Here is a 21,112-nt window from a genome sequence, read left to right as displayed (position 1 = left end):
CGTTCACGCGCCTCCGCGCCAGAATGCGGCGGTATGGGAGGCGCACGGTCCTGGCGCTGCCGGCCGCCGCGATCTCGCTGTTCGTCTCGTCGTTGCCGGCGCTGGCCGACCTGAAGCTCTGCAATCGCATGAGCTATGTGGTCGAGGCCGCGATCGGCATCGACGACAAATCGGCGACCGCCACCCGGGGCTGGTTTCGCATCGATCCCGCCGCCTGCCGCGTGGTGCTGCAGGGCAAGCTGACCGCGGATCGCATCCTCCTCAATGCGCGCGCGCTCGGCGTCTATGGCGCCTCGCCGATCCCGCAGGGCGGCAACGACACGCTGTGCATCGCACCGGAGAACTTCATCATCGCCGCGGCGCGCCAGTGCCGAACCGGACAGACCCCGGCGCCGTTCACCCAGGTCACGCCGACGCAAACCGACGATGGCAATCTGGTCGCCTATCTCGCCGAGGGCAGCGAGTATGACGACGAACAGGCGCGCCTTGCCGGCATCCAGCGGCTGCTGGTGATCGCGGGCTATGACGCCGCCCCGATCGACGGCGTCGATGGCCCGAAGACGCAAGCCGCGCTGAGCGCATTCCTGAAGAATCGCGGGCTTAGCCCCGACATCGTGCAGTCGCCGAACTTCTTCACCGCCATGATCGACGCGGTGCAGTCGCCGTCCGCGACGGGGCTAACCTGGTGTAACGATACGCCGCACAAGATCATGGCCGCGGTCGCCACCGACGACGGCAAGGCCGTGACCAGCCGCGGCTGGTATCGGATCGATCCCGGCAAATGCCTGCATCCCGACGTGACCGGCCAGCCGAAGCAGGTGTTCAGTTTCGCCGAGGCCGTCGACGGCGAGAACCGCACGGTCAGGCTGAAGGACAAGCCGCTGAACTGGGGCGGCACCAAGGAGTTCTGCACCCGCGAGAGCAAATTCGAAATCAACGAACAGGGCGATTGCGGCAGCCGCGGCCTCAGCCCGATCGGCTTTGCCGTCGTCGACATGACGGGCGGCGGCAAGACGCTGCGGTTTGCGATGCCATGATGCAGCCCCGCTCTATCGTCGTCCCTGCGAACGCAGGGACCCATAACCACCGAATTGAGTTTTCGTTACCATGCCACCCGAGACCAAAGGCAACACGCACAGTGCATAACAATAACCGCCGCGGCGTATGGGTCCCTGCGTTCGCAGGGACGACGGGTTGAGACAGCAATGAAAACGATCTCACCCCGCACCTTCACCCACATCGACACCTGGGTGTTCGACCTCGACAACACGCTGTACCCGCATCACGTCAATCTGTGGCAACAGGTCGACGCCCGCATCGGCGAGTTCATCGCCAACTACTTGAAAATATCGGCGGCAGAAGCGCGGGTGCTGCAGAAGGATTATTACCGCCGCTATGGCACCAGCATGCGCGGCATGATGACCGAGCATGGCGTGCACGCCGACGATTACCTGGCTTACGTGCGCAAGATCGATCATTCGCCGCTGGAGCCGAACCCGGCGATGGGAGCTGCGATCGCCAGGCTGCCGGGGCGCAAGCTGATCTTGACCAACGGCTCGACCGACCATGCCGGCGCGGTGCTGGAGCGGCTTGGCATTGGCGACCATTTCGAGGCGGTGTTCGACATCATCGCCGCCGAACTGGAGCCGAAGCCGGCGCTGCAGACCTACCAGAAATTCCTTAGGGTTCACGGCGTCGATCCCACGAAATCGGCGATGTTCGAGGATCTCGCCCGCAACCTCGTGGTGCCGCACGAACTCGGCATGACCACGGTGCTGGTGGTGCCTGACGGCGCCAAGGAAGTGGTGCGCGAGGACTGGGAACTGGAAGGCCGCGACGCCGCCTATGTCGATCATGTCACGGATGATTTGACGGGGTTTTTGCAAGGGTTGCCGCGGGGTTAGGCCGCGCTATCTCCCCACGTCGTCCCGGGCTTGCTCCCGGCTCAAGGCCGGGACGACAGCGGAGCAAGCCTTGACTCTCCGCCGCCAAATCCCGAAAAAGCCTCCCAATTCACGTTACAACTGGCCCGATGTCCTAAGGAAATCCCGATGTCCCTGTCCGCGCTGGAATCCACCGTCAATACCGCGTTCGATGCCCGCGACGGCATCTCGACATCGACCAAGGGTGAGGTGCGGGAGGCCGTCGATCATTCGCTCGAACTGCTCGACAAGGGTGAAGTGCGCGTTGCCGAGCGCGCGGCGGACGGCAAGTGGAAAGTCAATCAGTGGCTGAAGAAGGCGGTGCTGCTGTCGTTCCGCCTCAACGACATGGGTGCGATCCCGGGCGCCCCCGGCAAGGCGACGTGGTGGGACAAGGTGCCGTCGAAGTTCGATGGCTGGGGCGAGAACCGTTTTCGCGATGCCGGCTTCCGCGCGGTGCCCGGCGCGATCGTGCGCCGCTCGGCCTTCATCGCCCGCAACGTCGTGCTGATGCCGTCCTTCGTCAATCTCGGCGCCTATGTCGATGAGGCCACCATGATCGACACATGGTCCACGGTCGGCTCCTGCGCGCAGATCGGCAAGCGCGTGCACATTTCCGGCGGCGTCGGCATCGGCGGCGTGCTGGAACCGCTGCAGGCCGAGCCTGTGATCATCGAGGACGATTGCTTCATCGGCGCGCGCTCGGAAGTCGCCGAAGGCGTGATCGTGCGCAGGGGCGCGGTGCTCTCGATGGGCGTGTTCCTCGGCGCCTCCACCAAGATCGTCGACCGCGACACCGGCGAGACCTTCATCGGCGAAGTTCCGGAATATGCCGTTGTGGTGCCCGGCAACCTGCCGGCGCGTCCCCTGAAGAACGGCCAGCCCGGCCCGTCCACCGCCTGCGCCGTCATCGTCAAGCGCGTCGACGAGCGCACCCGCGCCAAGACCAGCATCAACGAGTTGCTGCGGGACTGAGATAGCAGGCTAACTCTCAGCCATGCCTGAGGCACGCGCGCGCGCCCACTCCCTGCGCGATATTCCGGGCGGGGTGTGGGCGCTGGGCTTCGTCTCGCTGCTGATGGACATCTCATCGGAGATGATCCATGCGCTGCTGCCGATCTATCTTGTCACCGTGCTCGGCACGTCGATGGTCACGGTGGGCGTGATCGAAGGCATTGCGGAAGCGACCGTGTCGATCACCAAGATCTTTTCCGGCGCGCTCTCCGATTGGCTCGGCAAGCGCAAATGGCTCGCGGCGTTTGGCTACGGCCTTGCGGCGCTGACCAAGCCGATGTTTCCGCTGGCGCCGACGGTCGGCTGGCTGGTCACGGCGCGCTTCATCGACCGGGTCGGAAAAGGCATCCGGGGCGCGCCACGCGACGCGCTGGTGGCGGACCTTGCGCCGGCGCATCTGCGCGGAGCCAGCTTTGGCCTGCGCCAGTCGCTCGATACGATCGGAGCTTTCGCCGGCCCCTTGCTGGCGATCGGCCTGATGTGGCTGACCGCGGACAATTTCAAGGCCGTGTTCTGGTTTGCGGTCATCCCCGCCTTTCTGTCCCTGGCCTTGATCATCTTCGCGGTGCGCGAGCCCGACCACCCCGCAGGCTTGCGCAAGGTGCGCAACCCGATCAGCCTTGCCGAAATCAGGAATCTCGGCGCGGCCTATTGGTGGGTGGTGGCTGTCGCGACGGTTTTCACGCTGGCGCGCTTCAGCGAAGCCTTCCTGATCTTGCGCGCGCAGGGTGTCGGCATGCCGCTCACCCTGGTGCCCGTGGTGCTGGTGCTGATGAACGTGGTTTACGCCGCCGCCGCGTACCCGGCCGGTGTATTGTCGGACCGCGTCAATCGCGTCACCGTTCTGGCTGTCGGCATCCTGGTGCTGGTCGCCGCCGATATCGCGCTCGCGTTGCTGCCTTCGCTCACGGGGGTCGCGCTCGGCGTCGCGCTGTGGGGCCTGCACATGGGGTTGACCCAGGGGCTGCTGGCGACGCTGGTGGCGGATACCTCGCCTCCCGAGCTGCGGGGCACGGCTTTTGGATTTTTCAACCTGCTGGGCGGCTTTGCCATGCTGGCGGCCAGCGTCATGGCCGGGGCGCTGTGGGATCGTGCAGGGCCGGAAGCCACGTTCTTCGCTGGTGCCGGCTTTGCGCTGGTGGCGCTGGTGGGTCTGCTGGCGGTGCAGGGCCGCACCAAAGCAGGCCGAATCGAACCAGAATAGCTGGGGTGCGACCAATATTCCGGAACCGTGGAGTTTTTCCGCTGTCCGGAGGTTGCGATGGACTACGCCCGTTTACTGTTTGGTTTCAATGGCCGCACCAACCGCGCCAAATACCTCGCGGTCCAGCTCGCCCTCCTGACTTGCTGGCTGGTGCTTTGGCTGAAATCCCCGTTCGGGCAATGGGAGGTTTTGCAGGCCGGCGCCGTCATCGCGATGCTCTGGATCAACGCCGCCACGACGGCCAAGCGGCTTCACGACCGCAACAGGAGCGGCTGGTGGGCGATTGCGGTGCTGATCATCAACCCTCTCTCCTACGTGTATTACGCTCTGTTCTTCGGGCTCTATTTCGGCGTTGATGTTTCGGCCGCGCGGGAGATGCTGGTCGTCATGGGTGCTGTGGCGCTGTCCGTTCTGCAAACCTGGATGGTCATCGAGCTGTTTTTCCTGATCGGAACCGACGGCCGCAACCGCTTTGGAGCGGATCCGACGCGTACCCTTCTCCAAGCTCCCCTCGTTCCGCACCCCCAATCGTTCGGCGTTCCGGATTTTCTTCTGCACCGTGCCGGTCCGGTCGCACGTGGTTGATACCTGGCTGTTAGCCCGGAGTTACGCGCATGGATTACGCCTGGTACCTGTTCCGCTTTGAGGGTCGCCTCAACCGCGCCAGATATTGGCAGGCGCTGCTGATCAGCATTTGCTGGATGATATTCCTCGCCATCGTGACGATAGGCGTCGTGCTCCTCCTTGGCGGTAGCGGGCCTTTCAATTTCAGCCTCGGCATCGAGGAAATCCTCAAGCTGTTCGATCCCGCTTCTTATCGATCGCTGTCCTGGGTCAACGCGCCGGTCCTGTTTTTCCAGGCCGCAGGCTCGGTACTGTTGCTGTGGGTATTTTTCGCCACCTCGGTCAAGCGCTTGCATGATCGCGGCAGAAGCGGCTGGTGGATGGCCACGCTCGTGGTCTTTTCCGGTCCCTTCGACCAGCTCACCGACTGGCTTCCCGACGTACTCGGCTTGTTGTTGGCCATCTGCATTCTCGTTTTGTGGGTCTGGGGAATGATCGAGCTGTTCTTCCTCAAGGGCACCACCGGGACCAACGCCTTCGGCGCCGACCCGCTGGCACCGGTCGATACGCGGCCCGCATGGGACCAGCAAAGCGAGATCGAAATGGTGCCGCACAAAGCTAGCCCGCCGCCGGTTTGGCATGTTAAGCCGGGGTATGAATGATGCTGTTTCCATTACCCGCGACCTCGTCCGCTGCCCTTCCGTCACCCCGGCCGATGCCGGCGCGCTCGGTGTTCTCGAAAACCTCCTGAAGGCCGCCGGCTTCGAGGTGCATCGCGTTACATTCGGCGAGCCCGGCACAGCTGACATCGACAATCTCTATGCCCGCATCGGCGATAGTGCCCCGCACATCACCTTCGCCGGCCATACCGACGTGGTGCCCGCCGGCGATGAAGCCGCATGGAGCCATGGCGCTTTCTCGGGCGACATCAAGGACGGCTTTCTCTACGGCCGCGGCGCGGTCGACATGAAGGGCGGCATCGCCTGCAGCGTCGCGGCGGTGCTGCAATATCTCGCTGACCATGACGGCAAGCCAAAGGGGTCGATCTCGTTCCTGATCACCGGCGACGAGGAAGACATTTCGGTCAACGGCACCATCAAGCTGCTGAAATGGTGCGCCGAGCGCGGCGAGAAATTCGACCATTGCGTGCTCGGCGAGCCCTCTAATGTCGAAGTGTTAGGGGATTGCATCAAGGTCGGCCGCCGCGGCTCGCAATCCGGCACGCTGTTCGTCGATGGCGTGCAGGGCCACGTCGCCTATCCGCATCGCGCGGCCAACCCGGTGCCGGACATTTCGCGGCTGATCGTGGCGCTCTCCGACGAGCCGCTCGACCATGGCAGCGCCCAGTTCCAAGCCTCCAACCTCGAATTCACATCCGTCGATGTCGGCAACACCGCGAGCAACGTCATCCCCGGACAGGCGCGCGCGAAATTCAACATCCGCTTCAACGACAACCACACGCAGGAGACGCTGCGGGCGCTGGTCGATGAGCGACTGGCGAAAGCCTGTGGCAACCGGATCCGCGCACACATCAAATGGGAGCCCTCGAACTCCAACGTGTTCGTGACAAAGCCCGGCGCCTTCACCGATCTGGCCGTCAGCGCGATCGAAGAGGTCACGGGACGCAAGCCGGAACTGTCGACCTCCGGCGGGACTTCCGACGCGCGCTTCATCTCGAGCTACTGCCCGGTGATCGAATTCGGCCTGGTCGGCCAGACCATGCACCAGGTCGACGAGCGCACGCCGGTCTCGGATATCGAGAAGCTGACGAAGGTGTATCGCGGGATATTGGATCGATACTTCGCGTGATGGCGTCGCTTCACCAATCACAAAACATCGAAAACAACCCCATGCACAGTATGGATTGGGGTTCTCAATAATCCACACGCACCAGATATAGCCCGTCCGGCGGCGCGACGGGGCCGCAGGCGGCGCGGTTGCGGGCGGCGAGGGCTGAGGCAAGATCGTCGGCGCTCCAGCGGCCTTCGCCGACCCAGACCAATGAGCCCACCATCGAGCGCACCTGGCTGTGCAGGAACGAGCGCGCCGAGGTCACGATGGCAACCGCATCGCCGTCCCTGACGACATCGAGCTGGTCGAGCGTCTTCTCCGGCGATTTCGCCTGGCACTCGGTGTCGCGGAACGTCGTGAAATCATGCTTGCCGAGCAGCCGCTGCGCCGCGGTGTGCATCGCGTCGGTGTCGAGACGCCGCGGCACCCGCCAGGTGCGGCCGATATCGAGCGCGAGATTGGCGCGATGGTTGGTGATGCGATAGCGGTAATGCCGCTTCATGGCTGAAAATCGCGCCTCGAAATCATCGGCCACGATCTCGGCGCTGAGCACGCCGATCGGATGCGGCCTTAAGTGCGCGTTCAACCCGTCGCGCAAGCGACCCGGCGGAAACGGTTTTTCGATATCGCAATGGGCGACCTGCCCCAGCGCATGCACGCCGGCATCGGTGCGCCCCGCGCCGTGCACGCGAACCTGTTCGCCGCAGATCGCCTTGACCGCGGTTTCCAGTGCGCCCTGCACCGTTGGGGCGTTGTCCTGGATCTGCCAGCCGCTGAAGGGGCTGCCGTCATACTCGATGATGAGCTTGTAGCGGGGCATCAGCCGAGCCGCGCCGGCGGTTTTAACGGCGTGCCGCGCAGAAAGTCCGCGGCTTTCATCGGCGCCTTACCGGCGCGCTGCAGTTCAAGAATTCTGATCGCGCTGTCGCCACAGGCAATCGTGAGCTGGTCGTCGAGCACATCGCCCGGCGCGCCCGCGCCCTTGGCCGGCTCACAGCGCAGGATTTTGATACGCGCCGCTTCGCCGTCGAGCGCCGCCTCGCACCAGGCGCCGGGAAACGGCGATAGCCCGTGAATATGCCGCAGCACTTCGCGCGCGGGCCGGCTCCAGTCGATCCGCGCCTCGGCCTTCTCGATCTTGGCGGCGTAGGTAACGCCCTGCTCGCTTTGCTTGCGTAATTGCAGACCGCCGCGTTCCAGCCCGCCCATCGCGCGCACCATCAGGTCGGCGCCCAATGGGGCCAGCGCGTCGTGCAGATCGGCTGCGGTCATCGTGTCCGATATGGTGAGGCGCTCGGCCATCGCGACGTCGCCGGTATCGAGGCCGACATCCATCTTCATCACCATCACGCCGGACTCGGCGTCGCCTGCCATGATGGCGCGGTTGATCGGGGCTGCGCCGCGCCAGCGCGGCAGCAGCGAGCCGTGCAGATTGAAACAGCCGAGCGGCGGCGCATCCAGGATCGCCTGCGGCAGGATCATGCCATAGGCGACGACGACGGCGGCATCCGCGTTATGCGCGCGAAACGCTTCGAGTGCTTCCGGCGTCTTCAATGTGGTCGGCGTCAACACCGATATGCCGAGCCGCCGCGCTTCCTGCTCGACCGGCGTTACCTGCAGCTTCATGCCGCGCCCGGCCGGCTTCGGCGCGCGGGTGTAGACGGCCGCGATGTCATGGCCATGGGCCACGAGTTCCAGCAGCGTCGGCACCGCGAAATCGGGCGTGCCCATGAAGATCAAGCGGAGTGGCATAGTGTGAATGTATCCCGAGCCGATTGGATTTTACCCGTCATGGCCGGGCGATAGTAGTCTGCTTTGCGCAGACTACGTAAACTTGTCTGCGCTCCCGGCCATCCACGTCTTTGGTGCAGCGAGAAAGGAAGACGTGGATGCCCGGCACAAGGCCGGGCATGACGGCGGAGCGAATTGCGAACTACTCCGCCGCCCTCTTCGCAGCTTTTGTGAATTTCTTCAGCACACGGTCACGCTTCAGCTTGGACAAGTAGTCCACGAACAGCACGCCGTTGAGGTGATCGATTTCGTGCTGGATGCAGGTGGCGAACAGGCCGTCGGCGTCTTCCTCGTGCACCTTGCCGTCGAGATCCGTGAAACGCACGCGCACCTGCGCCGGCCGCTCCACCGCCTCGTAATATTCGGGAATCGACAGACAGCCTTCCTCATACACCGAGAGTTCCTCGGACGAGGAGATGATCTCCGGGTTGATGAAGACCCGCGGCTGCGGCTTGGTCTCGCCGTCCTCGGTCTTCTTGGCCAGATCCATGGTGATCAGCCGCAGCGGCTGCGCGACCTGGATCGCGGCCAGCCCGATGCCGGGCGCGTCGTACATGGTCTCGAACATGTCGTCGGCGAGCTTGCGGATCTCCGCCGTCACCTTCTCGACGGGTTTGGAGACGAGCCGCAACTGTTTGTCCGGCAGGATGATGATTTCTCGGATTGCCATGATGGGGCGATTTAAGCTGCTGGTTTGCCGCGGTCAATGCGCGGCGGAACTGGTTAAGGCGGCCTTAACCATGATTTTTAAGGCCGCGTTAACCACGAAAATTAAGGGGTCATTTACCATAAATGTTCCCTCTTCGTTCGCGTTAACCAGCGAATCGGCTACAAGCAGGCCATGAACGAGATTATTTTTGTGTTCGGCGACCTGTCGATACGCGCCTTCGACGCGATCCTCGGCCTTGGTACGCTCGCGCTGGTGTTGCTGCTCACCATTGCCATCGTCATTGCCCGCTCCGGCCGGCGCGGCGCGGAACTCGCGATGGCGCAGGCGATCCGGGCCGACGAGCTCGAGGAACGCCTGAGCGAAATGCTGCGCGCGCAGAGCGAATCCACCGGCCGGGTCGATGCGATGGGACAGGCGCTGGCCGGCCGCCAGGCCGAGATGGCCCGCGCCGTCAATGAGCGGCTGGATTCGGTGACCCACCGGGTCGGCCAGTCGATGGAAGCGACCACGCGCAACACCATGGACAGTTTGCGCGCGCTGCATGAGCGGCTCGGCATCATCGACAATGCGCATAAAAATCTCACCGACCTCACCTCGCAGGTCACCACGCTGCGCGACGTGCTCGCCAACAAGCAGTCGCGCGGCGCATTCGGCCAGGCGCGGATGGAAGCGATCGTCCAGGACGGCATGCCGAAAGGTGCTTACGAGTTCCAGTACACGCTCTCATCAGGCAAACGGCCGGATTGCGTGGTGTTCCTGCCGGACCAGCGCCCGCTCTGCATCGATGCGAAATTTCCGCTGGAAGCGATGACCGCGCTGCACGACGCGCGCACTGACGAGGAAAAGAAATACGCGACCCAGCGGCTGCGCGCCGACGTGATGAAACATGTCAACGATATCGCCGAGAAGTATCTGGTATCAGGCGAGACCCAGGACACCGCGCTGATGTTCGTGCCGTCGGAATCGGTCTACGCGGAAATTCACGACGGGTTCGACGACGTGATCCAGAAGGCCTACCGCGCGCGCGTGGTGCTGGTGTCGCCGTCGCTCTTGATGCTGGCGATCCAAGTGATGCAGCAGATCCTCAAGGATGCAAGGATGCGCGACGCTGCCGACCAGATCCGCACCGAGGTGCTCAATCTCGGCGACGATCTCAACCGGCTGCGCGACCGCGTCGTGAAGCTGCAGAAGCATTTTGGCGATGTGAACGAGGACGTCCGCCAGATTCTGATTTCCGCCGACAAGATCGAAAAGCGAGCGGGGCGGATCGAGGAGCTGGACTTCAGCAAGTCCGAGCCGCCGCCCGAGGCCCCGCGGATCGTCAAGCCGGGCGCACCGGAACTGTTCCCCTTGCAGCGGAAGATGCAGGCGGGGGAGTAGGGCGCACCGTGCTACACAAACGGTGTCATCGCCCGGCTTGACCGGGCGACCCAGTACGCCGCGGCTTCTCGATCTATCTCAAACACCTCTGGGATACTGGGTCCCCCGCTTTCGCGGAGGACGACGGCCGTTGTTATTTCATCCTTCTTTCGTCGAAAGCGCTGACCTATCCTCCTCCCGCGGCGATCTCCGGATAAAGATCGATCCAGTCTGGATTGTCTTTTTCTATCAGCGCAATTTTCCAGGCGCGCGGCCATTTCTTCAGCCGCTTTTCGCGCTGAACAGCAGCTTCAACTTCGTCAAAACATTCGAAATACACCAGACGATTCACGCCGTAATCTTTGGTGAAACCCTCGGCGACACCCGATTTATGCTCATACACACGACGAACGAGATCATTGCTCACACCGATGTAAAGCGCGCCACCGATGCGGCTGGCCAGGATATATACGTAGTAGCTGCGCGTTCCCATCTGCCGCCTCTGGGATACTGGGTCGCCCGGTCAAGCCGGGCGATGACAGTATCATTTTTGGCGCTCGAATCTGCTAGCACTGCGGGATGACCTCAACGCCTGACAGCCAGCCCCAAGCAGCCGATAGACCACCACCCCGCGCCTCGTGGCGCGATGCGTGGGCGGTCTATCTGCAGCCGCGCGTGCTGATCGTGATGATGCTCGGCTTCTCGTCCGGGCTGCCGCTGGCGCTGTCGGGATCGACGCTGCTGGTATGGGTCAGCGAGAACGGCGTCAGCCTCGGCACCATCGGGCTGTTCACCCTGGTCGGCACGCCCTACACGCTCAAGTTCCTGTGGGCGCCGCTGGTGGATGGCCTTAACATTCCGCTGCTGACGCGCTGGCTCGGGCGGCGGCGCGGCTGGCTGGTCTTCACCCAACTGCTGTTGATGGCCGCGATCCTCGGACTGGCGCTGACCGATCCCGCGCGCTCGCCGTTCTTCGTGGCGCTCGGCGCCCTGCTGGTCGCCACGACGTCGGCAACGCAGGACATCGTGGTCGATGCATACAGGGTCGAAAGCCTTGCGGAGAACGAACAGGCCGCCGGTATGGCGTCCTATGTCGCGGCCTATCGCGTCGGCATGGTGGCGTCCACGGCCGGCGCGCTGTTTCTCGTCACCGGCTTCGAATATGTCGGGCTGACCCGGCTCGACGCCTGGATGGCGAGTTTTGCGTCGATGGCGGCGCTGGTGCTGATCGGCATCGTCACGGTGCTGTGCGCGCGGGAGCCGGAGCAGTCCCGCATTGCTGACGCCGCAGCAGGCGGAAAGCCTTCGGTCAGCCGCATCGCCGAGGCCGCGATGGGCGCTTTCAGCGAGTTCCTGACGCAGCGCCATGCCATCGTCGTGCTGGTGTTCGTGATGCTGTTCAAGTTCACCGACGCCTTCGCCGGCGCGATGACAGTACCGTTCATCATCGACATCGGCTTTACGCGCAACGACTACGCCATCATCGTCAAGGGCGTCGGCCTGGCCGCAACCCTGATCGGCGGTTTCGCCGGCGGCTTCCTCGCGCGCGGCACTTCGCTGGTGACCTGCCTGTGGATCGGCGGCCTGCTGCAGGCGGTGTCCAACCTCACCTTCACCTGGCTGGCGCTGGTCGGGCCGCAGCAATGGGCGCTGACCGTCGCCGTCTCGGTGGAAGCGTTCACCGGCGCGATCGGCACGGTGATCTTCGTGGCCTATCTCTCCGCGCTGTGCAAGAACCCGCTGCACACCGCCACGCAATACGCGCTGCTCACCGCGCTGGCGTCAGTCGGCCGCATCTATCTGTCTTCCGGCTCGGGCTACGTGGCCGCGGCGACGGGCTGGCCGCTGTTCTTCGTGGTCTCCGTACTGGTCGCGGTGCCGAGCCTGATCCTGCTGGTGTGGCTGCAACGACGCGGGCATTTCGATGAACTGGGGCCGGTGAAGGTTTGACTCTCTTGTAGCCCGGATGGAGCGCAGCGAAATCCGGGGCCGCTGCGACGACGGTGAAGGAATCCCGGATTGCGCTGCGCTCCATCCGGGCTACGAAGCTCGCCTACTCAATTCTTCGTCACGACGCTCCACTTGGTGATCACGGCTTCGCTCATTTGTCCGGCAGCCTCGGCACAGGCGACTTCATCGACCTTCACCGAAATTTCCTTGCCGACTTTGCCCTTCAACTGCGCGGCCTGCGCGTCGCTGGTGATGACGAGTTGGAAAGTCTCCGGCCCGGTCTCGAGGTTGCACAGACCGCTCGGTGGCGGCAGGCGACGCGGCTCGGACGTAATCTGGTAGGTCGCGACCTTCGCGCCACGCTTGCCGCCGCGCGTCTTCATGGCGTTGAGCTCGCCCGAGAGGATGTCTCCAACATTGATCAGCTTGCCTGCCTTGGCCGGTGCAGGTTCCTCCTGCTGAGCCGTCTGCGCGGAAGCAGCAGGCGCCGCAAACGCCGTGACCATTACCAACACAAAAGCCGAGCGTGTGGCGAATCGTCGTTTCGTCATTTCCGATAGTTCCATGATAAAGAGAATCAGAACAGTGTTCGCTGTCGCATCGCAGCCGATAGCGTACCTTCATCGAGATAATCAAGTTCGCCGCCGACTGGAACACCATGGGCCAGCCGTGTGACCTTGACGTTGGCTTCCTGCAACAGATCGGTGATGTAATGCGCCGTGGTCTGGCCATCAACCGTTGCATTCAGCGCCAGGATGATCTCGCCGACCTGCTGGTCATGTGCGCGCGCCACCAGCGCGTCGATGGTGAGATCCTGCGGGCCGACGCCGTCGAGCGGCGACAGCGTGGCGCCCAGCACGTGATAGCGGCCGTTGGTCGCATTGGCCCGCTCCAGCGCCCACAAATCCGCGACGTCGGCGACCACGACGATGGTGGTGGGATCGCGCCGTGGATCGGTACATACGGTGCAGGGATTCTGCGTATCGATATTGCCGCAGGTCTTGCAGACCTGGATCTTTTCGATCGCCACCTGCAGCGCGCCGGCGAGCGGCGTCATCAGCGCTTCGCGCTTCTTGATCAGGTGCAGCGCCGCGCGCCGCGCCGAACGCGGCCCAAGCCCCGGCAGCCGCGCCAACAGCTGGATCAGACGTTCGATTTCGGGGCCGGCAACCGCAGTAGCCATTTCAGATGAGACCGAGCATTTTAGGTAAGACCAAGACTTCAGGTAAGACCAAGACTTCAGGTAAGACCAAGGCCTGGCGGCAGGCCGAGCCCACCGGTCAGCGCCTGCATCTTTTCTTGCATCGCGGTTTCCGCCTTGCGCCGCGCGTCGTTATGCGCCGTCACCAGCAGGTCTTCGAGGATTTCGCGGTCCTCCGCCTTCATCAACGACGGATCGATCTTGACGCCCTTCACTTCCATCTTCGCTGTCATCCGCACGGCGACCATGCCGCCGCCGGAAATACCCTCGACTTCGACATTGCCGAGTTCTTCCTGCATCGCCTGCATCTTGGATTGCAGCTGCGCCGCCTGCTTCATCATGCCGAGAAAATCAGCCATTTGGTTTTCCTTCGGTGCGTTCTCTCAAGATATCGATCAATCGTCGTCGCTGTCCGAACGCTCAGCCGGGTCTTCACCGATCGCGTCGGTTTCCGGCGGCTCGGCGGCAAGCTTGCGCACCTCGACGACCTTGGCGCCCGGGAACCGCGCCAGCACTTCCTGCACGCGCGGATCGGCTTCCGCGGCCCGCGCATGTTCGTTCTTCGCATGCTCGTTCTGCGAACGAACCGTCGGCTGGCCGGTCTCGTTGGAGACGATCACGGTCCAGCGCCGGCCGGTCCATAGTTCCAGCTTGCGGGAGAGATCGCTGACCAGCGCCCGCGCCGCGTGGCGCTCCAGCGCGACTTCCAGCCGCCCATCCTCCAGACGCACGAGCCGCATGTCGGCCTCGAGTGCCGCCTTGATCAGCAGATCGCGCTTCTCGCCGGCCAGCGCGACGAGCTGCGCAAAACTGGTGATTCGCAAAGCGGGCGCGGACTGCGACTCCGGCGCAGGCGCCGCCATTTGCGGGCGCGCGGACGCCTCGGCGCCGGACCTCTGCGCCGTGGGCGCGCGCATCGGCGCTGACGACATGGAGGACACGGTCGAGGCCGGCGCCACGCGCGAGGGCGCAGCACTTGCCGAAACGACCGGCGAGCCACCGCCATTTTGTTCAAGCATCCTGATCGCTTCGTCCGGCGTCGGCATGTCGGCGACATAGGCGATGCGCACCAGCACCATTTCGGCGGCAGCGGCCGGCCGTGTCGCGGTCTGCACCTCCGCTATGCCTTTAAGGAGCATCTGCCACATCCGCGACAGCACCCGCATCGACAATTTGGCCGCAAAATCGCGGGCACGCACCCGTTCGGTCTCGCCATAGGCGACGTTGTCGGCGGTCGCCGGCACGACTTTTACGCGGGTGACGAAATTGACGAACTCGGCCAGGTCAGACAGCACCACGACGGGATCGGCGCCGACGTCGTACTGCTCGCGGAATTCCTTGAAGGCGCTGGCGATGTCGCCGCGCGCCAGCGATTCAAACAAATCAATCACGCGCGTGCGGTCCGCGAGCCCAAGCATCTGCCGCACTGCGTCGGCACGCACGGTGCCGGCGGCATGCGCGATCGCCTGGTCGAACAGCGACAGCGAATCGCGCACCGAGCCTTCGGCGGCGCGCGCGATGATGCCGAGCGCCTCGGGCTCGACCTCGACGCCTTCCTTGGTCGCGATGTTGGACAGATGTCCCATCAATACATCGGCCTCGACGCGGCGCAGATCGAATCGCTGGCAGCGCGACAGCACCGTGACCGGGACTTTGCGGATTTCGGTGGTCGCGAACACGAACTTGGCGTGCTCCGGCGGCTCCTCCAGCGTCTTCAGGAACGCGTTGAAGGCCGCGGTCGACAGCATGTGGACTTCGTCGATGATGTAGACCTTGTAGCGCGCAGAGGCCGGGGCATAGCGCACGCTGTCATTGATCTGGCGGACATCGTCGACGCCGGTATGGGACGCGGCGTCCATTTCCAGCACGTCCATGTGCCGGCTTTCCATGATCGCCTGGCAGTGCACGCCGAGCGTGGGCATCTGGATCGCCGGCCCCTTCGCCGAGCCGTCAGCCATTTCGTAATTGAGCGCGCGGCCGAGAATCCGCGCCGTGGTGGTTTTGCCGACCCCACGCACCCCGGTCAGAATCCAGGCCTGCGGGATTCGCCCCGTTTCGAATGCATTCGAAACGGTGCGGACCATGGCCTCCTGGCCGATCAGGTCCTCGAAACTGGAGGGGCGGTATTTACGCGCCAGAACCCGGTAGGGCTTTCCGGCCTCGGGCAGCCCACCGAGATCGAGGCCGCCTGCATTGGCTTCAGGCTTTTCTTGGGGAGCGCCAGCATCACTCATCGGTCGATCCGCAATTGATTGTCTCTCAAGGCCGGCTTGCGGAACGGAAGAGGAATCAAGCGCCAAAGGCGGCCTCGCCGCTTTCAGCGCGATTCGCTCGAAAAACAGGTAGGAGACTGACGAGCGACCCGATCCGGACCTCGTTAGGGCTGCTTCCTTCCGGACCTGACCCGGTTGGCGAGTGGCTCGTCCACCGCCAATCTCCCGGTCCTTATTTGGGGCCAAAAGGGCCGGAAAGCAAGCGGGGTCAGCAGGGTTTGCGGGACTTGTGCAGAAACGCGGAAAGGCTTTACTTGCCGTCATGCCCGGCCTTGTGCCGGGTATCCACGCCTTCCTCGGTTCCCAACCAGAAAGACGTGGATGGCCGGGACAAGCCCGGCCATGACGGGGAAATACGTATGTCCGACGCCGCCTGGTCGCTGCACTCCCAACTCCAGAAAGACACCATCGACATCGGCGACCTGCCGCTGTGCCGGGTGCTGGTCATCAAGGACGCGCATTACCCGTGGCTGCTGCTGGTGCCGCGCCGCGAGGGGGCGGTGGAAATCATCGATCTCGACGAGGTGGCCCAGGCGCAGTTGATGACGGAAGTCTCGCGTGTCGCCCGTGCCCTCAAAGAGATCACCAAATGCGACAAGCTCAATATCGCGGCACTGGGCAATCTGGTGCCACAGCTCCATGTTCACGTCGTCGCGCGCCGCACCAGCGACGCCGCCTGGCCGCGGCCGGTCTGGGGCGTGATGCCGCCACTGGCGCATGACGCCGAGGAAGTCCAGAATTTCATCAGCGCGCTCCGCCGCAAGATTTGGCTAGGTTGAATTCATGTCAATTTTCGATTCCTTTCCACTCGGCAAGCCGGCTTTCGTCACCCACATTCTCGACCGCGCCGCGCATCTGCGCAGCAATGACGAGAAACTGTTCGCGCTGGAAAGCCACCGCGACGCCGGCGCCTATGTGATCTACCGCGACTCGCTGGTGGTGCGGCAGGAGGCCGGAGGATCGCGCGTCCTGCTCAGCGTCGACGAGGCCGTCAAACTGGGCGCCAATCCGGGCACGATCTTTCTGGGCCTGCGCGACGGTGCGCCGGTGTTCGGCATGGGGATCGCGGCGGCGGCGGTGGAAAAGCTGTTGACGCGCGACGACGTCGCCGTCACCGAACTGCGCGGCATGGTGATGCAGGGCGCGGTGCCGACCGAACAGCTCTCGGCGATCGCGACGGCGAAATCGATGGTCACCTGGCACCAGCGCCATGGCTATTGCGCCAATTGCGGCACCCGCACCGCGATGAAGGAGGGCGGCTGGAAGCGCGACTGCCCGAACTGCAAGGCCGAACATTTTCCGCGCACCGATCCGGTCGTCATCATGCTGGTCACTCATGGCGACAGATGCCTGCTCGGACGGCAGAAGCAGTTTTTGCCGGGGATGTGGTCGTGCCTGGCGGGCTTCGTCGAGGTCGCCGAAACCATCGAGGACGCGGTCCGGCGCGAGATTTTCGAGGAATCCGGGATTCACTGCACCGACGTGACCTATTACATGACGCAGCCATGGCCCTACCCGTCGTCGCTGATGATCGGATGCGCCGCACGCGCAACCTCGGACGAAATCGTGGTCGACAAGGCCGAACTGGAGGATGCGCGCTGGTTCACTCGCGACGAAGTGGCCCTGATGCACAGCCGCACACACCCCGACGGCATGTTTGCCGCGCATCCGTTCGCGATCGCTCACCATTTGATCGGCCGCTGGGTGCATGGGGGAACCGATTCGAGCGCATAGCGGGAACCCACACGTGGGCCAAATCATTACCCCCGGACTTTCTTCTGGGTTCCGGCATATGGCGGAGCCGGCATGACGGATTCCGGTATGAACTTTCACGATAAAGCGCCGAAAACCCCGCCGCGCATCCTCTGCATCGGCATGCCGGTGCGCGACCTGACCTTTCATACGCCAGCTGTTCCTGGGCGCGGCTCCAAGGAGAACGCCACCGCGTTCGACGAGATCTGCGGCGGCAACGCGCTCAATGGCGCGATCGGCATCGTCAGGCTCGGTGGCCGCGCCTCGATCTGCGGGCCGATGGGCGATGCCAAGGAAACATCTGCTCGATTCATCTTCGATCAGATGGCGCATGAAGGCATCGAGACGAAACATCTCATCCACATGCCCGGCCTGGTGACGCCGATCTCGGCGGTCATGATCGATCCTTCCGGCGAGCGCACCATCGTGACCTTCCGCGATCCGGAGCTGTGGAAGGTCAAGTTGCCCGACTTCGACACGCTGCTGGACGATTGTGCCGCCATTCTCACCGAGAGCCGTTGTGCTGAATTCTGCACGGATCTCTGCGCCGAGGCGCAACGGCGCGGCATCCCTGTGATCGTCGACGTCGACCGTGCAATGTCGCTGCGCGAAGGGCTGCTCAATGCGTCCTCGCACCTGGTGTTCTCGAGCGAGCCGCTGCAGGAGACCGCTGATGTCACCGACGACGCCCAGGCGCTGAAGAAAATTGCCAAGCTGACCAAGTCGTTCCTGGCGGGGACCCGCGGTGCGCGCGGCACGATCTGGCTCGACGAGAATCAGGCCATCCAGGAAACCCCGGCCTTCCCGGTCCACACCGTGGACACCCTGGGCGCCGGTGACGTGTTCCACGGCGCCTTCGCGCTCGCGATCACCGAGGGGCAGGAATTGCGTCAGGCGCTTCGGTTTGCCTCGGCTGCCGCGGCCCTCAAATGCACCCGCTTTGGCGGCGCCTTCGCTGCGCCGCAACGTATTGAAGTTGAAGAGCTTTTGAGCCAAGGCCAAAGTACCAGTCCGGCCTCGCCTGGCCAATAAGATAGGCTTGCTATAGAAGAATTTTCTATATATGAGGAACGAAAGCCTCATTCATGGAACATTCTTCTCATGACCGACATTGCAGTTCAGCTTCACGAAGCCAATCGCCGCCTTGACGCCATTGACCGCAAAATCCTGACGGTGCTGCAGGAGGACGCCTCGCTGTCGGTAGCCGAGATCGGTGACCGGGTCGGGCTGTCCTCGACGCCATGCTGGAAGCGCATCCAGCGGTTAGAGGCCGACGGGGTGATCCTGCGCCGAGTTGCCCTGGTCGATCAGAACAAGATCGGGCTCGGCATTTCCGTGTTCGTCTCGGTCGAAAGTTCCGACCATTCCGAGGCCTGGCTGAAGACCTTCGCCAGCGCCGTCAGTGCCATGCCCGAGGTGATGGAATTCTACCGGATGGCGGGTGACGTCGATTACATGCTGCGCGTGGTGGTCGCCGACATGGCGAGCTACGACGTGTTCTACAAAAAGCTGATCAGTGCCGTGCCGCTGAAGAACGTGACCTCGCGCTTTGCGATGGAGAAGATCAAGTCGGTTACCGCGCTGCCGGTGCCGGCGGCGTAACCGCCGTCCGATGTTGCGCCGCGCCAACGCTACCTGAGGCTGAAGGTTTACGCGCCGTTAGCTTCGTCACGATATTGTTTTGTGATGGAGCGGGGGGAAATCACTCCAACGACCCGACGGCCTGTCTGGCTGAACGCTGCCGCGCTGCTGATCGCGAGCTGGATCGGAATCGCAGCACTGTCGTTGCAGGTCAGGACTGGCGCCGAGATCGTGGCGGTGGCCTTCCCGCCCTGGTGGAGCGACCAGCAAGCGTTCATTGCGACCGCGTCCGCCAACGCCGCCATCGTCAGGACGACCGCCGTTCCGACCCTTCTGATCGTGCGACCGGACGACAATGACGGGCTGACACAACTGCACAAGGCCGGCGCCTGGCTGACCATGGACCCGCAGGCGATCGCGGCCTGTTTCGCGAAATAGACGCGTTCTTCACGACCTACATTTTGGGAGCTGGGAATGACCTTCGAAAGCGAAGACCTGGTAATCCTGCGCGAGACAGCCAGCAAGATATTGCTCGCGGTGCTCTGGCTGCATGTTCCGATCGCGCTCGTCATCGGCATGGCGCGCGATGCCGACTGGCTGGTACCGGCCGCATTCATGGCTGCAATGGCGCTGGCCGCGACCGTGTCGTGGCGCATGTCGGGCAACGGACTTTCCACCCGCCTGATCGTTGCCGTCGCGTTGATGGCCGATGTCGCCATGTTTGTCTTCCAGCTCGCGGGACATCGCTGGCAGGTCGACATGCATATGTACTTCTTCGCAGCATTGGCCTGTCTGGTCGCCTATTGCGACTACCGGCCGATCGTCATCGGTACGGTGGCTGTCGCGCTGCACCACCTGACGCTGAATTTCCTGCTGCCGGCCGCGGTCTATCCCGGCGGCTCCGACTTTGGCCGCGTCGTTCTCCACGCCGTCATCCTCCTGATCGAGGCAGGCGTGTTGATCTGGCTCACGACCACGGTCACCCATTTGTTCGAAATGGCGGCACAGAAGACCGCGGAGGCCGATGCGGCAAGCGCTGCCGAAGCGCGCGCCACCGCCGACCGCAACATGGCCGAGCAAGCCAAGCGCGACCGTGATGCGGCAAGGCGCGAACTCTCCGCCGGCTTCGAGCGCAGGATCAGTGGCGTCGTCGAGGCCGTCGCCATGGCCGCCGGCGAGATGCAGGGCCTGTCGGCTTCGATGAGCGAAAGCAACGCTGAAACCTCGCGGCAGACCGCCACGGTCGCCGCAGCATCGACGCAGGCCTCGGCAAACGTGGAAACGGTCGCATCGGCAACCGAAGAGCTCGCGGCTTCGATCAACAATATCGCCCAGCAAGTGACGCGTTCCGCCGAGATCGCCAACAAGGCCGCCGAAGAGGCACGCCGCACCAACGCCGTGGTCGAGGGGCTGGCCGCCGGCACCCAGAAGATCGGCGAAGTGGTGACGCTGATCCAGAGCATCGCCAGCCAGACCAATTTGCTGGCGCTGAACGCCACGATCGAAGCCGCCCGCGCCGGCGAACATGGCCGGGGATTTGCCGTGGTGGCGAGCGAAGTCAAGGCGCTGGCCAATCAGACCGCGAACGCGACGGAGGAAATTTCCGCGCAGATTCAAGCCATCCAGACCGCCACCGGCGAGGCCGTCAACGCCATCCAGGTGATCAGCGGCACCATCGCCGAGATCGACGAGATCTCAAGCGGAATCGCCGCCGCGGTCGATCAGCAGGGCGCCGCGACGCGCGAAATCGCCGGTAACGTGCAGCAGGCCGCGAACAGCACAAGGGATGTCAACGACAGCATCCTCAGCGTCAGCCGGGCCTCCGATGAAGCCGGCCGCGGGACGGCACGGTTGCTCGATGCCGCGAATGGCCTGTCGTCGCAATCGGGCCGGCTGAAATCCGAGGTCGACAGCTTCCTCGGCTCGCTTCACGCGGCGTAGGCAGCTGTCGTTATCCGGCTTGACCGGGTAACCCAGTATTCCACCGACGTCGAGATTCATTGGAGAAACCGCGGCGTACTGGATACCCCGCTTTCGCGG

The 21,112-nt window shown here is 63.7% G+C and carries 23 protein-coding genes and 1 other RNA gene; 15 read left to right on the top strand and 9 right to left on the bottom strand.

Features of this window, described 5'->3' with window-relative positions; all coding sequences use genetic code 11:
* Positions 1-50 precede the first annotated feature (50 nt).
* The 7 genes from ABIE49_RS24505 to dapE all read left to right on the top strand — a co-directional run bounded on the left by ABIE49_RS24505 (position 51) and on the right by dapE (position 6,513).
* Positions 51-1,037, top strand: coding sequence for a DUF1036 domain-containing protein (locus tag ABIE49_RS24505; protein ID WP_192739299.1), 987 nt, complete (start codon positions 51-53; stop codon positions 1,035-1,037).
* A 168-nt stretch (positions 1,038-1,205) separates the two neighbouring features.
* Entirely contained in the window at positions 1,206-1,904 is a 699-nt protein-coding gene (locus ABIE49_RS24500; RefSeq protein WP_192739164.1) for a pyrimidine 5'-nucleotidase, read from the top strand.
* 147 nt (positions 1,905-2,051) lie between these two features.
* Positions 2,052-2,897, top strand: coding sequence for a 2,3,4,5-tetrahydropyridine-2,6-dicarboxylate N-succinyltransferase (gene dapD / locus ABIE49_RS24495; RefSeq protein ID WP_192739165.1), 846 nt, complete (start codon positions 2,052-2,054; stop codon positions 2,895-2,897).
* Positions 2,898-2,919: 22 nt separating this feature from the next.
* A complete protein-coding gene (locus ABIE49_RS24490; protein WP_192739166.1) occupies positions 2,920-4,140 on the top strand; it encodes an MFS transporter in 1,221 nt (406 codons plus the stop codon).
* 57 nt (positions 4,141-4,197) lie between these two features.
* A complete protein-coding gene (locus ABIE49_RS24485) occupies positions 4,198-4,725 on the top strand; it encodes a DUF805 domain-containing protein (protein WP_192739167.1) in 528 nt (175 codons plus the stop codon).
* 116 nt (positions 4,726-4,841) lie between these two features.
* Positions 4,842-5,366: a DUF805 domain-containing protein gene (locus ABIE49_RS24480; protein WP_354066956.1), complete on the top strand. Its 525-nt coding sequence runs from the start codon at positions 4,842-4,844 to the stop codon at positions 5,364-5,366.
* Entirely contained in the window at positions 5,359-6,513 is a 1,155-nt protein-coding gene (gene dapE, locus ABIE49_RS24475) for a succinyl-diaminopimelate desuccinylase (protein WP_192739169.1), read from the top strand. Before ABIE49_RS24480 ends, dapE begins: the two co-directional genes overlap by 8 nt.
* Positions 6,514-6,577: 64 nt before the next feature.
* Here dapE and truA read toward each other — a convergent pair whose 3' ends face one another.
* The 3 genes from truA to def all read right to left on the bottom strand — a co-directional run bounded on the left by truA (position 6,578) and on the right by def (position 8,956).
* Positions 6,578-7,315 carry a tRNA pseudouridine(38-40) synthase TruA gene (truA, locus tag ABIE49_RS24470; protein WP_192739170.1) on the bottom strand — a complete coding sequence of 246 codons (738 nt, stop codon included), beginning with the start codon at positions 7,313-7,315 and terminating at the stop codon, positions 6,578-6,580.
* Positions 7,315-8,247: a methionyl-tRNA formyltransferase gene (fmt, locus tag ABIE49_RS24465; RefSeq protein ID WP_192739171.1), complete on the bottom strand. Its 933-nt coding sequence runs from the start codon at positions 8,245-8,247 to the stop codon at positions 7,315-7,317. Before fmt ends, truA begins: the two co-directional genes overlap by 1 nt.
* A gap of 181 nt (positions 8,248-8,428) precedes the next feature.
* Entirely contained in the window at positions 8,429-8,956 is a 528-nt protein-coding gene (gene def, locus ABIE49_RS24460; RefSeq protein ID WP_192739172.1) for a peptide deformylase, read from the bottom strand.
* Between the two features lie 171 nt (positions 8,957-9,127).
* Between def and ABIE49_RS24455 the strand changes: the two genes are divergently transcribed.
* The gene (locus tag ABIE49_RS24455) at positions 9,128-10,336 is read left to right on the top strand and encodes a DNA recombination protein RmuC (RefSeq protein ID WP_192739173.1); all 1,209 of its coding nucleotides are present in this window, start codon (positions 9,128-9,130) and stop codon (positions 10,334-10,336) included.
* Positions 10,337-10,502: 166 nt separating this feature from the next.
* Here the strand turns inward: ABIE49_RS24455 and ABIE49_RS24450 are convergent, their stop codons facing one another.
* Positions 10,503-10,808 carry a GIY-YIG nuclease family protein gene (locus ABIE49_RS24450; RefSeq protein WP_192739174.1) on the bottom strand — a complete coding sequence of 102 codons (306 nt, stop codon included), beginning with the start codon at positions 10,806-10,808 and terminating at the stop codon, positions 10,503-10,505.
* A gap of 86 nt (positions 10,809-10,894) precedes the next feature.
* On the opposite strand from ABIE49_RS24450, the gene ABIE49_RS24445 reads away from it, so the two are divergent.
* Positions 10,895-12,265 (top strand): AmpG family muropeptide MFS transporter, encoded by a 1,371-nt coding sequence (locus ABIE49_RS24445; RefSeq protein WP_192739175.1) that lies wholly within the window; start codon positions 10,895-10,897, stop codon positions 12,263-12,265.
* A 107-nt stretch (positions 12,266-12,372) separates the two neighbouring features.
* On the opposite strand, the gene ABIE49_RS24440 is transcribed toward ABIE49_RS24445, so the two are convergent.
* From ABIE49_RS24440 to ffs, 5 genes are all read right to left on the bottom strand, one after another.
* Positions 12,373-12,816: a hypothetical protein gene (locus ABIE49_RS24440; RefSeq protein WP_192739176.1), complete on the bottom strand. Its 444-nt coding sequence runs from the start codon at positions 12,814-12,816 to the stop codon at positions 12,373-12,375.
* Positions 12,817-12,842: 26 nt separating this feature from the next.
* Positions 12,843-13,448 carry a recombination mediator RecR gene (gene recR / locus ABIE49_RS24435; protein WP_192739177.1) on the bottom strand — a complete coding sequence of 202 codons (606 nt, stop codon included), beginning with the start codon at positions 13,446-13,448 and terminating at the stop codon, positions 12,843-12,845.
* 56 nt (positions 13,449-13,504) lie between these two features.
* Positions 13,505-13,825 (bottom strand): YbaB/EbfC family nucleoid-associated protein, encoded by a 321-nt coding sequence (locus tag ABIE49_RS24430; protein ID WP_192739178.1) that lies wholly within the window; start codon positions 13,823-13,825, stop codon positions 13,505-13,507.
* Positions 13,826-13,861: 36 nt separating this feature from the next.
* Entirely contained in the window at positions 13,862-15,700 is a 1,839-nt protein-coding gene (locus ABIE49_RS24425; protein WP_192739179.1) for a DNA polymerase III subunit gamma/tau, read from the bottom strand.
* 108 nt (positions 15,701-15,808) lie between these two features.
* An RNA gene (gene ffs / locus ABIE49_RS24420) (signal recognition particle sRNA small type) lies at positions 15,809-15,905 on the bottom strand.
* A 193-nt stretch (positions 15,906-16,098) separates the two neighbouring features.
* Here ffs and ABIE49_RS24415 point away from each other — a divergent pair.
* The 6 genes from ABIE49_RS24415 to ABIE49_RS24390 all read left to right on the top strand — a co-directional run bounded on the left by ABIE49_RS24415 (position 16,099) and on the right by ABIE49_RS24390 (position 21,013).
* Positions 16,099-16,518, top strand: coding sequence for an HIT domain-containing protein (locus tag ABIE49_RS24415; RefSeq protein WP_192739180.1), 420 nt, complete (start codon positions 16,099-16,101; stop codon positions 16,516-16,518).
* Between the two features lie 4 nt (positions 16,519-16,522).
* Entirely contained in the window at positions 16,523-17,473 is a 951-nt protein-coding gene (gene nudC / locus ABIE49_RS24410) for an NAD(+) diphosphatase (protein WP_192739181.1), read from the top strand.
* Positions 17,474-17,560: 87 nt separating this feature from the next.
* Complete coding sequence (locus tag ABIE49_RS24405; protein WP_192739182.1) at positions 17,561-18,523, top strand: sugar kinase; 963 nt, start codon at positions 17,561-17,563, stop codon at positions 18,521-18,523.
* 69 nt (positions 18,524-18,592) lie between these two features.
* Positions 18,593-19,093, top strand: coding sequence for an Lrp/AsnC family transcriptional regulator (locus ABIE49_RS24400; protein WP_192739183.1), 501 nt, complete (start codon positions 18,593-18,595; stop codon positions 19,091-19,093).
* 84 nt (positions 19,094-19,177) lie between these two features.
* Entirely contained in the window at positions 19,178-19,510 is a 333-nt protein-coding gene (locus ABIE49_RS24395; protein WP_192739184.1) for a hypothetical protein, read from the top strand.
* Between the two features lie 36 nt (positions 19,511-19,546).
* On the top strand, positions 19,547-21,013 hold the full coding sequence (locus tag ABIE49_RS24390; protein ID WP_192739185.1) for a methyl-accepting chemotaxis protein: 1,467 nt from the start codon (positions 19,547-19,549) through the stop codon (positions 21,011-21,013).
* Positions 21,014-21,112: the final 99 nt, after the last annotated feature.

The organism is Bradyrhizobium sp. OAE829 (assembly GCF_040546575.1).
Classification (GTDB): Bacteria; Pseudomonadota; Alphaproteobacteria; order Rhizobiales; family Xanthobacteraceae; genus Bradyrhizobium.
The sequence above is the reverse complement of the archived record's forward strand: the minus strand, read 5'-3'. Positions and strand labels throughout refer to the sequence as shown.